Origin of the sequence: Clostridium sp. E02 (genome assembly GCF_003833015.1) — a bacterium.
GTDB lineage: Bacteria > Bacillota > Clostridia > Lachnospirales > Lachnospiraceae > Lacrimispora.
In genome coordinates this window covers 53,292-68,413 of the sequence record NZ_RJLQ01000023.1, presented here as the reverse complement: position 1 = coordinate 68,413, position 15,122 = coordinate 53,292, and the positions used below count along the sequence as shown (strand labels likewise).

At 39.1% G+C, this 15,122-nt stretch carries 17 protein-coding genes and 1 other RNA gene; 13 read left to right on the top strand and 5 right to left on the bottom strand.

From position 1 onward, the window contains the following. Positions 1 to 213: 213 nt before the first annotated feature. Positions 214 to 554, top strand: a transfer-messenger RNA (tmRNA) gene (gene ssrA, locus EFT72_RS16230). 18 nt (positions 555 to 572) lie between these two features. Here ssrA and EFT72_RS19735 read toward each other — a convergent pair. The 3 genes from EFT72_RS19735 to EFT72_RS16220 all read right to left on the bottom strand — a co-directional run bounded on the left by EFT72_RS19735 (position 573) and on the right by EFT72_RS16220 (position 1,732). Beyond that, positions 573 to 1,061 carry a site-specific integrase gene (locus tag EFT72_RS19735; RefSeq protein WP_243110040.1) on the bottom strand — a complete coding sequence of 163 codons (489 nt, stop codon included), beginning with the start codon at positions 1,059 to 1,061 and terminating at the stop codon, positions 573 to 575. A 9-nt stretch (positions 1,062 to 1,070) separates the two neighbouring features. Then, the gene (locus EFT72_RS19730) at positions 1,071 to 1,322 is read right to left on the bottom strand and encodes a hypothetical protein (protein WP_243110039.1); all 252 of its coding nucleotides are present in this window, start codon (positions 1,320 to 1,322) and stop codon (positions 1,071 to 1,073) included. A 239-nt stretch (positions 1,323 to 1,561) separates the two neighbouring features. After that, positions 1,562 to 1,732 carry a helix-turn-helix transcriptional regulator gene (locus EFT72_RS16220; protein WP_206426670.1) on the bottom strand — a complete coding sequence of 57 codons (171 nt, stop codon included), beginning with the start codon at positions 1,730 to 1,732 and terminating at the stop codon, positions 1,562 to 1,564. Between the two features lie 244 nt (positions 1,733 to 1,976). Between EFT72_RS16220 and EFT72_RS19820 the strand changes: the two genes are divergently transcribed. From EFT72_RS19820 to EFT72_RS19350, 3 genes are all read left to right on the top strand, one after another. Then, complete coding sequence (locus EFT72_RS19820) at positions 1,977 to 2,111, top strand: hypothetical protein (protein ID WP_279222003.1); 135 nt, start codon at positions 1,977 to 1,979, stop codon at positions 2,109 to 2,111. Positions 2,112 to 2,322: 211 nt separating this feature from the next. Further along, a complete protein-coding gene (locus EFT72_RS16215) occupies positions 2,323 to 4,134 on the top strand; it encodes a kelch repeat-containing protein (protein ID WP_124067967.1) in 1,812 nt (603 codons plus the stop codon). Positions 4,135 to 4,291: 157 nt separating this feature from the next. Next, a complete protein-coding gene (locus EFT72_RS19350) occupies positions 4,292 to 4,459 on the top strand; it encodes a hypothetical protein (protein ID WP_164473191.1) in 168 nt (55 codons plus the stop codon). A 50-nt stretch (positions 4,460 to 4,509) separates the two neighbouring features. Here the strand turns inward: EFT72_RS19350 and EFT72_RS16210 are convergent, their stop codons facing one another. Further along, complete coding sequence (locus tag EFT72_RS16210) at positions 4,510 to 4,989, bottom strand: cupin domain-containing protein (RefSeq protein WP_124067966.1); 480 nt, start codon at positions 4,987 to 4,989, stop codon at positions 4,510 to 4,512. A gap of 132 nt (positions 4,990 to 5,121) precedes the next feature. Continuing rightward, positions 5,122 to 5,394: a GNAT family N-acetyltransferase gene (locus tag EFT72_RS16205; protein ID WP_124067965.1), complete on the bottom strand. Its 273-nt coding sequence runs from the start codon at positions 5,392 to 5,394 to the stop codon at positions 5,122 to 5,124. Between the two features lie 471 nt (positions 5,395 to 5,865). On the opposite strand from EFT72_RS16205, the gene EFT72_RS16200 reads away from it, so the two are divergent. The 9 genes from EFT72_RS16200 (at position 5,866) to rsxC (ending at position 15,117) form a co-directional block, all read left to right on the top strand. After that, positions 5,866 to 6,534: a hypothetical protein gene (locus EFT72_RS16200; protein ID WP_124067964.1), complete on the top strand. Its 669-nt coding sequence runs from the start codon at positions 5,866 to 5,868 to the stop codon at positions 6,532 to 6,534. Further along, positions 6,512 to 6,721 (top strand): hypothetical protein, encoded by a 210-nt coding sequence (locus EFT72_RS16195; protein ID WP_124067963.1) that lies wholly within the window; start codon positions 6,512 to 6,514, stop codon positions 6,719 to 6,721. The genes EFT72_RS16200 and EFT72_RS16195 overlap by 23 nt, the downstream gene beginning before the upstream one ends. A gap of 133 nt (positions 6,722 to 6,854) precedes the next feature. Next, positions 6,855 to 8,135 carry a DNA polymerase IV gene (locus tag EFT72_RS16190; RefSeq protein WP_124067962.1) on the top strand — a complete coding sequence of 427 codons (1,281 nt, stop codon included), beginning with the start codon at positions 6,855 to 6,857 and terminating at the stop codon, positions 8,133 to 8,135. A gap of 19 nt (positions 8,136 to 8,154) precedes the next feature. Next, positions 8,155 to 8,472 carry a hypothetical protein gene (locus EFT72_RS16185; RefSeq protein WP_124067961.1) on the top strand — a complete coding sequence of 106 codons (318 nt, stop codon included), beginning with the start codon at positions 8,155 to 8,157 and terminating at the stop codon, positions 8,470 to 8,472. Positions 8,473 to 8,495: 23 nt separating this feature from the next. Next, on the top strand, positions 8,496 to 9,086 hold the full coding sequence (locus EFT72_RS16180; protein WP_124067960.1) for an SOS response-associated peptidase family protein: 591 nt from the start codon (positions 8,496 to 8,498) through the stop codon (positions 9,084 to 9,086). A 135-nt stretch (positions 9,087 to 9,221) separates the two neighbouring features. Next, positions 9,222 to 9,716 (top strand): MarR family transcriptional regulator, encoded by a 495-nt coding sequence (locus EFT72_RS16175; protein WP_124067959.1) that lies wholly within the window; start codon positions 9,222 to 9,224, stop codon positions 9,714 to 9,716. A gap of 4 nt (positions 9,717 to 9,720) precedes the next feature. After that, on the top strand, positions 9,721 to 11,460 hold the full coding sequence (locus EFT72_RS16170) for an ABC transporter ATP-binding protein (protein WP_124067958.1): 1,740 nt from the start codon (positions 9,721 to 9,723) through the stop codon (positions 11,458 to 11,460). Then, entirely contained in the window at positions 11,460 to 13,337 is a 1,878-nt protein-coding gene (locus EFT72_RS16165; RefSeq protein WP_124067957.1) for an ABC transporter ATP-binding protein, read from the top strand. The genes EFT72_RS16170 and EFT72_RS16165 overlap by 1 nt, the downstream gene beginning before the upstream one ends. A gap of 457 nt (positions 13,338 to 13,794) precedes the next feature. Beyond that, a complete protein-coding gene (rsxC, locus tag EFT72_RS16160) occupies positions 13,795 to 15,117 on the top strand; it encodes an electron transport complex subunit RsxC (RefSeq protein ID WP_124067956.1) in 1,323 nt (440 codons plus the stop codon). Positions 15,118 to 15,122: the final 5 nt, after the last annotated feature.

Below are 15,122 nucleotides of genomic sequence, written 5' to 3'. Positions count from 1 at the left end.
GTTAGTAATACCTTTCTGATTGTGTCCACCTCATTTCTAAGTCATGAGGTTCTATTATAATATATGAACTACTAATTGGGACATAATCATTTGTGATACACTAGGACATTATCATAAATGAATCATAGATGACCTGTAACGGTTGGTGGTAAGTCTTGACAAGTGTTTTTTTTCGTGTTAGTATAAGATTACTTCTGAATAAAGGAATAATCAGGGGCAGTAATGGTTTCGACAGGGGCCATGCAGCTGGTGAAGCTATCCGTATGCGATGCGTTAAATGGCAAACAAAATATAAACGCTAACAATAATAAATTAGCTTTAGCTGCGTAAGCAGCTTGTCGGCCTTAAGGCACTCACACTTTAAGAACCCGGCATCGATGATGTGAGAAACGACGGTTGCAAAGCTTTGAGTATCCGGTCGTATTATGAAGCTACTAAAGCTGTCAGGGTGTTAGTTCCCGGGCAGTGGAGGGAATGTTAATAAACTAACTATGATAGTAGAAGAACAGGGAATTGGTTTTTGGACACGGGTTCGACCCCCGTCTGCTCCACTTTGAAAAGTCTAGTAAATACTAGGCTTTTTTATTTTCGTGTTGCATATCGTGTTGCATGGATTCAAAATGATCGCTAATTATATGATTGATTTTTTTTGTTTCCTCCGTGATTGCGCCCCTATATATTGATTTCATAACATTGTCGGTAGACCAACCGCCTCGTTGAATAATATATTGATCCGGGATGCCAATAGCGTGAAGAATCGATGCCCCATAATGGCGTAAGTCATGGAAACGAAAACGGGGTATATCAAGCAGCTTAATTGTATCAATAAAACGTTTCGTTATGCTGTCAGGAACCAAGGGGACAATTTTACCATTAGTAGCATTTCTTAGGGCTATGTCAATGACAAATTGTGGAAATTCTATGGTGCGATAGCCAGCTATTGTTTTTGGCGGTTTTATATGCCACTGCTTATCAGAACCTTTTACCATGGATTTGGAGATCGTTATATTGCAGCCTACGATATCTTTTTGAGTAAGAGCGTATATTTCACCCCTTCTCATTGGTCCAAATTAAGTATAATAACTCTTGATCATTCGTTTGTATTCCCTGAGAGTGCTGGGGGAGAGAACATTGCTTTTTAAGATACAGTATTGATCCAGAGCCTCTTGTAAGGTCATACTTGTATTTGTTTCAACTTTCCCCAGTTCTTTTGTAGTAGCATAGTACGCGGCTTGCCACTGCTTCACATCGACCGGAGGAAGTTGGGTCATCACAGGTGAAAAACTTATAGTGCCTCTTTCCGGAATCGTTAGTGTAGTCATATACCAGACACCTCCAGGAGCCGGAAGGGAGTTTCTTTGCAGTAGCCATTTTATCGTTTCCTTTCTAGTTTTGGGTATAAAAATAACGCCCCTTGCCAGTATGTTCCGAAAAAGATATAATCTTTTTGAGAATGATTGTATCTTTTCGGTATATCCGACAAGAGAAAATCTATGTAAAGCCGTTCAGCATTGCGAGTGCTGGGCGGTTTTTATTTTATTTGGGCTTTGCACTAATTCCTTCAAAATAGGAATTTATTCCAAAATGCCAGTTGCTGAATCTTAGTAGTATTGGGTGTGCCTTTCCCTAGCTTACTAATATACCCTTTGCCAAAACCAAGTTCTTGCTCTAATTGATTCATTGAAATATTGCTTTTCTTACATAATTCTTTGATACGTTCTTTAAGATCCATTTTGCGCTCCCTAACAAACCCTGGAAGGGAGCGGTAACTGGAAGTAACCGGCTGACAAGCCTCACTTTCAACTTCCGGATTGGGGTAGTTCCACAGGCGGAATCAAAAAGGTATATGCTAGTCTGGAAGAGTTTAAGAAGACATGGTCTGCTGAAGAACCGGAAGAAAAGAAATCCGGCTGGAAAGAAGAGGACGGCGGCTGGCGGTTCTATAAGCATGGTATTACCTAGGACTTGACGGGGCTATGTGTCAGTCACAGCTTGTTGCGAATTCCGGAAAGATCTATGCGGTGGACGCTTTAGGCAGGGTAATAACAGAGCCAGTTAAGCTTATACCAGATCAGGACGGAGCGCTGCAGTATCCGGGATTGGTGAAATAGTACTAAATTTGTTTGGTAAGGTTACCAATTGTTTTAATAAATACAGGATGATAATATACAATCATTCTAAATGGAAGAAATTTCCAGAAGTATAACCGGTTATATAAAAAGCAACAAGCCATTTCTAGATGGCTTTCTTTTCTGGCACATCAATTATTTAGAATGCTTATAACAACTATAATTACATAAGATAAATTTGGAGGTACATCGTATGAAAAAGAGGTCATTGTTTCAAATAACAATGGTTATATGTTTTATGATTAGTGTAATGTTTTTAGGGCAGAGTTCAGCTTTTGCTGAAGAGGTTGAACCTACATGGACAAAAGTGGCTTCTATGTCTGTAGGGAGGGGAGAGCTTCAAACAGAAGTAATTGATGGAAAAATATATGCGATTGGTGGACAATATGGAGGAGACGCTCTATCAACAACAGAGGTTTATGATCTGGCAACCAATACATGGAGAAAATTAGCATCAATGTCTGATGCTAGGAGAAATTTTCAATCTATAGAAGTTAATGGAAAAATATATGCGATTGGTGGCAATAATTATACTAAAACTTTGCAATCAACAGAAGTATATGATCCGGCAACCGATACATGGACAAAATTAGCATCAATGTTGGATGCTAGGTGCAGTTTTCATACAGAAGTATTAGACGGAAAAATTTATGCGATTGGTGGTCATAATGGGAGGAAAGAATTGCAATCAACAGAAGTATATGATCCGGCAACCGATACATGGACAAAATTAGCATCAATGTCTGATGCTAGGTATTTTTCTGAAACAGAGGTAATTGATGGGAAAATTTATGCGATTGGTGGTTATAATGGGAGCAAAGAATTGCAATCAATGGAAGTATATGATCCGGCAACCGATACATGGACAAAATTAGCATCAATGTCTGATGCTAGGAGAAATTTTCAATCTATAGAAGTTAATGGTAAAATATATGCGATTGGTGGCTATAATGGGAGTGAGCAGATAAAATCAACAGAGGTATATGATCCAGAAACCAATACATGGACACAATTAGCTCCTATGTCTGTAGCTAAATGGATGTTTCAAACAGAATTAGTTAATGGAAAAATATATGCTTTAGGAGATTTGACTACACGTAAAACAACAGAAGTATATGATCCAGTAACCGATACATGGACAAAATTAGCGTCTAGGTCTATAAATCGTGCGTATTTTCGAACAGAAACTATTGATGGAAAAATTTATGTCATTGGCGGTAACGGTAATGATTCCTCTGTGGAAGTCTATACTGTAATGACTAGTTCAGTAAAACATCTAAAAGCAATTGGCGGCGATACCAAAGTTGATTTAACATGGGACGCAGTAGCCAACGCAACAAGTTACACGATTAAACGTTCTACAACTGCGGGTGGTTCATACAATACAATAGCCACTGACATAACAGATACTACCTATACAGACAATGACGTTACCAACGGGACTGCATATTATTATGTTGTAACAGCAATCGCCGATGGTAGAGAAACTGGTAATTCGAATGAAGCCTCAGCAACTCCAACAGCAGGCCAAACACCGCCGCCAGTAGACACTAAATTAAAAGTAGTTTTAGAAGTTTACGAAGCACTTCGATTAAGTGTAGATGATGATTTGAATGTAAATACCGAAATGGCATGGTCATCATCTGATGAAGCAGTTGCCACTGTAAATGAAAAGGGAATTGTGACAGCACTGGCTCCTGGTAACACAGTTATAACAGTTAAGAGTGTAGACGGCTCATATACGGATTATATAAATGTTCTAGTTGTGGAGAACGCAGAAGATTACAGACTTGCAATAGACTTAAACGTTGGAGAGACAGCCAGATTAACAGCTGATGATTTTACGAATACAGCTAATGTTACATGGGCTCCTATGGATTCCTCAATAGCAAATGTAACTATCAAGGGAAAAGTTACAGCACTGAGCAAAGGGTTGGTTTTAATCACGGCTAAAGATAAAGATGGAAAAATCATTGGTAAAATATACGTGAGAGTAAGAGAGTAATAAAATTAAAGCAAAATAACGAAATAGCCCTGGGAAACCGGGGCTTTTTCTTTTATATAAAATGTAGGTGGGAATTCGGTATTCCAGCTCTGCCCGTCAAGAGTACTTTTCAATTCTGTTATTTATCATTATGTAGAGTGGCAGAAAGGAAAGCCACATGAATAAAAACGATAATATTTTAAAAGCAATCAATGTAATTCCTTATAACGGAAAAACAATAAATCTTAATGATCTTTGCATGTCGCACACAAATTTCAAACCTGGACAAATTTTAGAAACTGCAGTTTACGGAAATATGATAGTGATTACCCACTCAAGTCAGTAACGATTGCAAGTAAAAACCCGCCAATCCTTTTAAAGACTGACGGGTAATAATTAATAATGATTCATATCAGCTTCTGCAACCGCTTTTGTTTGGTGAATCGTGCCCCAAGGGTGATGCGGAGGTGCATATATAGAGAATAATTTTAAAGGAACATCGCCCGTATTTATCACATTGTGCCAAGTCCTTGCGGGAATAAAAATAGCACTGCAAGTAAAAATGGGTTGTTGAAAATATAAACAGTCCTTTTGATCCCCCATTTGAACGACACCGTGGCCAGATTCAATATACAAAAATTGATCATCATCCGGATGAATCTCTAATCCTATATCGCCACATACCTGGATGTTCATTAAGGTGAGTTGTAAATGCTCACCTGTCCATAGGGCAGTGCGAAAGGTGTCATTATTCGCAGTAGCTTTGTTTATATCAATCGTGAATGGATATGGTCCGTAATCGTTAGGCACCAAAGGTGGAGATCTAAAGTAGGTGTTATCTAGGTTGCTAGAATGAGTATTATTGTAGTCTAACATTTTCGCCTCAAAAGTATAAATTTGTAAATTATATGAAATTCATTTAAAGATATGCTTGAATTAGCTAAATGAAATCACCTTAGCTACAAAGGTACCTAGGGAAGACTCGTAAGCATGAGGTACATGGAACGATTATTTTATCAAATCATTGTATTCTTTATGGTTTTCAAACCATTTCACTGCATAGGAACAAGTGAGAACGGCTTGTTTGCCCTGGGACTGTAGTTGCTTGGCGACCGCTTCCATCAGCTGTCCGGCAATCCCCTGTCCTCTAAGGGAATTATCCACAAAGGTATGATTGATATTGACTGTATTGGAGTCGACATCAGGAAACGTAACTTCTGCAAGTAATTGATTATCTGAGTGATAAAGTGCAATCTGGTTTGGCTTGTAAGTAAAGTTCATGGGAATTCCTCCTATTTTTTCATGTAGAGATTATAACATCAAAAGTGCTTGCCAGCAAGGCGGTTCACATCTTGTCTAAGTTTTCCATATAATAGAGTATATTAACTGTAATGAAATTAGTTACCCATGGCAGGTTTTAGAGAAAGGCAAAAACCTGGCATATTGGTTTTTAACTCAAAAAACTGATTGTAAGTCCACAAAAAAACCTGATTGAGACTGTAAGTGTTTGAAGAATGAGTAAGAGGATATGCAGGATTCTCTTTGTTGTCAGGATAGGTGTGAAATATGAGTTGCTTTTTCTGATCTTGCTTGAACTACGATAACGACAATCTTTGCAGTTAAAGAAACAGACGGAGGCCTGGATTTTTCGGGTTTTCGTCTGTTTCGTTAAAACGAAATAAAATAGACACAATCTGGAGTGACCTGGCATATTCTGAATGGTACTATAAAATATCAAAGGAATTCAGAATCATGCAAAGGGAAAAAAAGTTTCCCAACAGCCATAATAAGTGGGAAAAATATTATAAAACAGTCAGGGGAGACAAACGGATTGTGAGATCCGTTCTAAACGGAACCTCCTCTTATCCGCGTGCATTGGAGTGGGAACCTGTGATTACAGCACAGGTTAAAAAAACTGCAAGACAGACAGGGATGGACATGGCAGGGGTTGATTGCCGGATTAAATCCAGAAATTCTTATTTAAAAAAAATATTGAGAAAATACAGTCTGACTGGACGTCTTTGCGAGGTGAAAGATATTTTAAGGTATACCTACATCGCATCTGCCCAAGAACTTACAGAAAAAATGATAAAAGTGATTGAGATCTACGAATATTCCGGTTATAATACGGTTGAGATTAAGAATTACTGGCTGGATGGCCAGAATCCATACAATGGGATCAACACAAAACTGCGTTCTCCCAAAGGGCAGGCATTTGAACTTCAGTATCATACCCCTGAAAGTTTTGAGATAAAAAATGGGAAGATGCATGATTTGTATGAGAAGCAAAGGTTGATGAAAGATGTAAGCAGCAGGGGCTATATAGAACTGGGAGATCAGATGTTCGAACTTTCCGATTCTATGGAGATTCCGAAGGGAATAAAGAAGGTGAAGGATTATGAAAGAAATCAGATTTCTTAAATTAACCGATATTGAGAACAAAGGGACTGTGATCAAACAGGATGGCAGACAGTTTTTTGGATATGAGAACGGAGCATGGATAAGGCGTGGACTTTCTCTGGGGTATTTTTATCCAGATGCTCCAGAATTTGATTGCTATGAAGTAATAACGGAAGTGGAAGCGGAGAAATTGCTGGATCAGAAGTGAGGGATTCTCTCCAGATCACTGGAAGCTTATAAAAACATAAATGTAGAGGGTGCTCCGTATCTCGGAAGGCATCCTTTTATTTCCACTATAAATCGAACATACATTCGGTTATTATATATTCAGAGGTGAGTATATGAATCGAGTGATTTTTCATATTGATGTAAATTCGGCGTTTTTAAGCTGGGAAGCAGTATATAGGCAGAAGCATTTGCTTGGGAACTTAGATCTCAGGGTGGTACCATCTGCAGTTGGAGGAGATGTGACTATGCGCCATGGAATTATCCTTGCAAAAAGCATTCCGGCAAAGAAATATGGGATTCATACGGGACAATCTGTTACAGAGGCTTTAAGACAATGCCCCAGTCTTCTTCTGGTACCTCCTAATTACAATTTATATCAGAGATCATCGGAAGCATTTATCCGTTTATTAAAGGAATATTCCCCCAAGGTAGAACAATATTCCATAGATGAAGCCTATGTGGATATGACTGGAATGGAAGTCTTGTTTGGAGCGCCTGAGATCGCGGCAGCCTTGATTGGAGAAAGGATCAAAAAAGAACTTGGATTCACTGTAAATATTGGAGTGTCAGAGAATAAAGTTTTGGCTAAGATGGCATCGGATTTTAAAAAGCCAGATCGGGTGCATACGCTTTGGTGTCAAGAAATACCGGAAAAATTATGGCCGCTGCCTGTAAGTGAGCTGTTTTTTGTGGGGAGAGCCACGTTTAAAAAACTGTATAATATAGGAATAAAAACCATCGGTGACTTAGCAGAAAGCGATCCTGGTTTGATCAAAAGCCATCTTGGGAAAATGGGAGAACAACTCTATGCATTTTCCCATGGCGTGGACGGTTCTAAAGTGGAACCGGTACCTCCTCCTAACAAAGGGTATGGGAATAGTACAACCATAGCTTTTGATATAACCGATCGAGAAAATGCCCATCTTGTACTTTTATCCCTTGCGGAGACATTAGCAGTCAGACTTCGGGAGGATAAAGTCCGGGCCAGTGTTTTGGCGGTAGGGATCAAAGACTGGGATTTTCATTATTACAGTCATCAAGTTTCACTTTATTCTCCAACCAATGTTACGAAGGAGATATTTGAAATTGCTTGTGATGTCTTTGACCAGGCATGGGATAAAACTCCGGTCCGGCATCTGGGAATTCATATGAGTCACGTAACCGATAACCAGGACAGGCAGATAAGTTTCTTTGAGAAAAATGATTACGAAAAACTTGAACGACTTGATCAAACCGTTGATCAGATCCGGAAACGCTTTGGAAATGATGCTATAAAAAGAGCGGTGTTTTTAGAATCTCCGGAACAAAAACAGGTTCGTTATTTAGATCATATGAGTGGTGGAATCAGCAGGGAAAAAAGAACCGTAGACTATGGGAAACAAAATATTAGATAAAAAACAGGGAGAGGTGTGTATGTCTTCGTTTGGAATCGGAATCAACGCAAAGGCGATTGACAGTGGAGAAGTTAATGGTAAAATGTATCATATCGCTTGCAAAGCTTGGTTTACTGCCAGTTGCAGTTTAAGACCATTAAGCTTTAAATTCGAAGGCGATGATGGCATCATCCAGAGTGTAAAAGAGATTCGGGTAAAAAGTTTGGAAAATAAGAATTATTCTGGAATTCCATCAAAGGAATATGATTGTGAAGCGGTAATTGGAGGAATTCTCCATACGTTTAAGCTTGTTTTTTACATGGAAGCTTGCAAATGGGTTATGATATTACCAAAATGAACGAAAAAGGAAGATGAAGTAGGATGTGTGGAAGATATTATGTGGATGATGAGACAGCCAGAGAAATTGAAAAATTAATAGAAGAAATAGAGGAAAGAGTAAAAAGAACGCAGCTTACCGGGGATATTTATCCAACACAGGAGGCACCCGTTCTGGTGGGGAAAAATCAGAAAGTAGCTCTTAGGTGGCAGCGATGGGGATTTCCTGGATGGAATAAAAAAGGGGTTATCTTTAATTCTAGATCAGAAACGGTTCTGGAGAAAACCATGTTTCGGGAAAGTATTCTTCACCGAAGGGTTGTGATTCCTTGTGCCGGTTTTTATGAATGGAATCGATCCAAGGAGAAAGTTTCCTTTCGCCGGCAGGATTCTCCTGTAATCTTTATGGGCGGGTTTTTTAATATATGGGAAGGAGAAGAAAGGTTTGTGATAATGACAACAGAAGCAAACCCCTCTGTGGCTCCTGTTCATAGCCGAATGCCCTTTGTATTAGAGCGGGATGAAATTGGGGACTGGTTATTAAATGATGAGACGTTTCAAACAAGAATCGGTCAAAGACCAGTTGTTTTAAAGAAACAACAGCTTTATGAACAAGAAGCATTCAATTTTATTTAGGCATATTGCGCAAATAAAACTAGTATTTTAATTGGATTTTCTATAATAATCTAGTTGCAAATAATAATTTCTGGTGATATAATTCCATATAGTTAATTAGCTAATTATTAATAAGCTAACGAAAGGAGGGATCTAATGAGGCCAATTAGGTCTGGAGCGGAGGAAGAAGAAGTTTCCCCACTGCGTAGTGTAATGAAACAATATATGAAAATAATGAAGCTTCACCACTGTATTTTAGATTGCAGGGTAAGGAAAACAGGGGTTTATCGCAGCCAGCATCAGATCCTTATGATGCTGGCCCGTCATTCCAACATATCACAAAAGGAAATTGCACAACACCTTTATGTTTCCACAGCCACCATCGCCGTGTCAGTAAAGAAACTGGAAAAAGGTGGATATATCACCCGAGTCGTTGATCAGGATGACAATCGGATGAATAAGTTAGGTCTGACTGAAATGGGATGGGATATGGTAAAGTGCAGTCAGGAATATTTTCACACGGTGGAGACCCAGATGTTTACTGGATTTACCAAAGAAGAACTGTCTGAGATGGAGCAGATGTTGGATCGTATTTATACCAATTTATCTCAAATTCCTATGGGAGAAAACATGACAGAAAGAGAGGAATAAAGATTTGAAACAATATTGGAGATATATAAGGCCCTATCTGGGAGCCTTTATTCTGGCGCCGGTTCTAATGTTAACGGAAGTATTTGGAGAAATCATGCTTCCAAGAATGACATCATTGATCATAAATCATGGTGTTTTGGAAAGAAATTTGGATTACATCGTCCGGATGGGGATTGGAATGCTTATCATTGCTGTTATTATGGCTGTGGGAGGAATCGGAGGAGCTTATTTTTCAGCAAAAGCTTCCATTTGCTTTAGTACAGATTTAAGAAAGGATATATTTCATAAAGTCCAGCAGTTTTCATTTAAAAATATTGATGAATTCAGCACAGGATCTTTGGTAACAAGACTCACCAATGACATTCAACAAATTCAGAATGTAGTAATGCTTAGTCTGCGTCTCATGTTTCGGGCGCCTGGAATGCTGGTGGGTGGATTGATTATGGCATATTTAATAAACCAGCAACTGGTAATGGTCTTATTGGTAGTGATTCCCATTCTTATTGTTTTTATTTTAATCATATTGAAAACAGCGTATCCGAGATTTCAAATAATGCAAAAGAAAATAGACCGATTGAACTCAGGGGTTCAAGAGGCGCTGACAAATATGCGGGTCATAAAGTCGTTTGTAAGAGAAGATTATGAAGAAAAAAAGTTTAAGGCTACCAACCTGGATTTGACAGAAGGCAGTTTAAATGCAATGAAAGTGGTAATAGCCACGATGCCAGTCATGATGCTTATGATGAATGTTACCACGATTGCAGTGGTGTGGTTTGGAGGGAATTTAATCATAGCAGGAAAAATGCCCGTTGGAGATTTGACTGCTTTTACCATCTATATTGTTCAAATTCTTATGTCGTTGATGATGTTATCTATGGTCTTTTTGCAGGCATCCCGTGCGATGGCTTCTTTAAAACGTGTGAGAGAAGTTCTAGATACAGAAGTAGATTTAACCGATGATGAGTCCAAACAAAAATCCGCACAGATCACAAAAGGAAAAGTTGAATTTCGTGATGTTTCCTTCCAGTATGCAGAGGGAACCGATGAGATGGTTTTAAGCCATATTAATTTTACAGTAGAACCAAGAGAAACCATTGGAATCATTGGTGCTACAGGAAGTGGAAAAACATCTCTTGTACAAATGATTCCTCGCCTTTATGATACAAGTGAGGGAGAAGTTCTGGTAGATGGAATCAATGTAAAAGATTATTCCATTCGACATCTTCGTGAAAACGTAGGTATGGTTCTTCAAAAAAACGTCCTGTTTTCCGGAACGATTGAGGAGAATTTGCGTTGGGGAGAAGCGGATGCTACGATGGAAAAGATCTATCAGATGTCGGAAAGTGCCCAAGCTCATGGATTTGTATCCAGTTTTAATGAGGGGTATAATACAGATTTAGGGCAGGGCGGATCGAATGTATCGGGAGGACAGAAACAAAGGCTTTGCATTGCAAGAACCTTGTTAAAGGAACCGAAAATATTAATTCTTGATGACAGCACTTCAGCGGTTGATACCGCAACGGAAGCCAAAATCAGACAATGTTTTCAAACAGCACTAAAAGACACTACAAAAATCATTATTGCGCAGAGAATTGGATCTGTAGAACACGCAGATAAAATCATTGTCCTGGATGAAGGAAAAATCACAGGGATGGGAACTCATAAGGAACTCATGAAATCTTGTGAGGCATATCAGGAGATTTACTATTCACAAAAAGATCGGGAAAAGGAGGCAGGTGCCTAATGGAAGAACAAAAGAAAATTAACAGTTTGAAAAAGCGCTACAACCGTTATACAGCACCTGCTAAAGTGGGAGGAGGTATGAGTGGCAGAGGGCACGGCCGAGGAGGATCAGTGAAAGGAAGCGCACCAAAGAACACGAAAGCTACAATTCGCAGGCTGATGTCATATTTAAGTGAATATAAACTTTCAATGGGAGTTGCCTTCTTTTGTGTTATTATCAATACACTTTCCATGCTGGGTGGTTCCTATATGCTTCGCCCTATCATCAACCAATACATTGCTCCTCTTGATGGAAGCAGAGGAAGTGCAGCAGGTCTTTTTCGAGGATTGGCAACAATGGGAATTATTTATTTGTTTGGAATTATAGCCAATTATACACAGGCAAGAATTATGCTTACAGTTGCTCAAAACGCATTAAAAAGGATAAGAGATGAACTGTTTGAAAAAATGCAGAAACTTCCAATCAGATTTTATGATACCAATAACACGGGTGACTTAATGAGTCGATTCAGTAACGATGTGGATACCATTGGTCAGATGTTAAGCAGTACACTGGTACAGATGTTTTCTGGTGCTCTGAGTATTATCGGAACTCTGGCTCTTATGATCTACACCAATCTCTGGCTTACTTTGATAACTATCGTGATTATACCGATCATGATAAAAGCAGCAAGTCTGATCGCTTCTAGAAGCCAGAAATATTTCTCGGCTCAACAAAGTTCCCTGGGAGCTGTCAATGGTTATATAGAAGAAACGATTAGTGGACAAAAGGTAGTAAAAGTTTTTTGCCACGAAGAGGTTGCGGAAGAAGAGTTTGGATTATTAAATGATGATCTGAGAAACAACATGATTCATGCCCAGTTTTTTGGTGGTGTCATGATGCCTGTTATGTTGAATTTAAGCCAGTTAAATTATATCTTCACTTCCTGTATTGGTGCGGCACTATGTGTACTGCGGGGCTTTGATGTAGGTGGATTGACTGTATTTTTAAACTTCTCCAGACAATTTAGCCGTCCCATTAATGAGATTTCCATGCAGATCAGCAACGTCTTCACTGCTCTGGCAGGAGCAGAACGTGTCTTTGCAATTATGGATGAAAAACCAGAGCCAGTAGATGATTCCAGTGCCGAAGTACTGAAGCCCATGAATGGCTTTGTAGAATTAAAACAAGTTACATTTGGATATAATCCAGACAAAGTGATCTTAAAGAATATCAGTCTTTATGCAAAGCCAGGACAGAAAATTGCTTTTGTAGGATCCACGGGAGCTGGGAAGACCACAATCACCAATCTGCTTAATCGGTTCTATGATATACAAAGTGGAGAGATAATCATTGACGGAGTGAACATACAACATTTAAGAAGAGATAATCTCCGCCAGAATATCGCTATGGTACTTCAAGATACCCACCTATTTACTGGTACGGTAATGGATAACATTCGTTATGGAAGACTGGATGCAACGGATGAAGAAGTGATTCAGGCGGCAAAAACAGCGTCTGCCTATTCCTTTATTATGAGACTGCCAGAAGGGTTTGATACTGTTTTAGAGGGAGACGGATCGAATCTAAGTCAAGGACAGCGGCAACTGCTTAATATAGCAAGGGCTGCCCTCTCGAAGGCCCCAATTCTAATTCTTGATGAAGCTACCAGTTCCGTTGATACAAGAACAGAAAAACACATTGAACAAGGAATGGATCGGCTTATGAAAGATCGTACCACCTTTGTGATCGCACATCGTCTTTCTACAGTACGCAATGCAAATGCCATTATGGTACTAGAAAATGGAGAGATTATAGAACGGGGGGATCATGAGGATCTGCTGAAACAAAAAGGCAGGTATTATCAGCTTGATACAGGAGCCCTTGAATTAGACTAACGATATAAAATAACAGTGATCAGGGAGCATGGAAACGATTTTTCCTTGCTCCCTTCATTTATTAATTATTTTAATAAGTAAAATATAACTGATAAAAATTCGATGGATGCAAAAGCCATATAAGGCAAAAATCAGCAGTTTATCATTAAAACTTTCACAAAGATAAAAATTTATTTTATGTAAATATGGTTTATTTTACAAAGATGATTCGTTAATTGTATTTTATCAAAAACAATGGCGAAGAAAGTCATTCCGAGCTGATAAATATTTAACAATAAGGAGTTATAATAAAAGGCATATATTTGATTCAATGGAAGGTTTTACTTTAGAAACACAGTATACAATATGTAATTTTCCATTGTTTCGGTTTTTTATTTGTGATATACTGTTTCGAGTGACGGAAGACAAAAATTCTGTCGGGAGAGACTAAGAATTGTAGAGAAAGAGGGTTAGTTAAATGGGTTTGGCTACATTTAAAGGCGGCATTCACCCTTATGAGGGAAAAGAACTGTCTGAGAGTAAATCAGTTCAAGTGCTTCAGCCAAAAGGTGAGATGGTGTTCCCACTGTCCCAGCATATTGGCGCACCTGCAAAGCCATTGGTGGCTGCAGGAGATCAGGTACTTGTTGGTCAGAAGATAGGAGAGCCGGGTGGTTTCATATCAGCATATGTGATCAGTTCCGTATCCGGATCGGTTAAGACAATTGAACCAAGAATGGTTGCCAATGGTTCCATGGTTCCATCTATTATTGTAGAGAATGACGGAAAATATCAAACTGTGGAAGGATTTGGTGCAGATAGAGATCCCAAGTCCTTGTCAAAGGATGAGATTCGTAATATTGTAAAAGAAGCTGGAATCGTAGGTCTTGGAGGAGCAGGATTTCCCACTCATGTAAAGCTTACACCAAAGGATGAAACCAAAATTGACACCATTATTGTAAACGCAGCAGAATGTGAACCATATCTGACTTCGGATTATCGTATGATGTTAGAAGAATCGGAAAGCATTGTAAAAGGTTTGAATATCATGCTTCAGCTTTTTGACAACGCGAAAGGTGTAATTGGCATTGAAACCAATAAACCAGAAGCGATCAAACGGATGACTGAGTTGGTAAAAGATGAGCCAAGAATCACAGTTTGTCCATTGAAGACAAAATATCCTCAGGGTGGAGAACGCTCTCTGATTTATGCTGTGACAGGAAGAAAGATTAATTCTACCATGCTGCCAGCAGATGCAGGCTGTATTGTTAATAATGTGGACACGGCTATTTCTATTTATTATGCAGTTGCAAAGAGCACACCGTTAATCCGTCGTATCATTACGGTTACCGGAGATGCCATAGTACATCCTCAGAACTATGAGGTGAGAACCGGAACAAATTATCGGGAACTTTTAGAAGCGTCAGGTGGATTTAAAACAGAGCCGGAGAAAGTGATATCAGGAGGTCCGATGATGGGGCAAGCCCTGTTTCATATGGATATTCCTGTTACAAAGACTTCTTCTGCGCTTACCTGTCTGACAACAGATGAAGTTGCAATAAACGCACCCACTGCCTGTATTCGTTGTGGCCGGTGTGTAACTGTATGCCCCAGCCGTGTCATTCCACAGATGATGATGGATGCTGCAGAGAGTTCTGACATGGATAAATTTTTAAAACTCGATGGTATGGAATGCTGCGAATGTGGCTGTTGTACCTTTATTTGCCCGGCAAAAAGGCCACTCACCCAGGCATTTAAAGAGATGCGAAAAGCTGTTGTTGCAAGTAGAAAGAAAGCGTAGGAGGT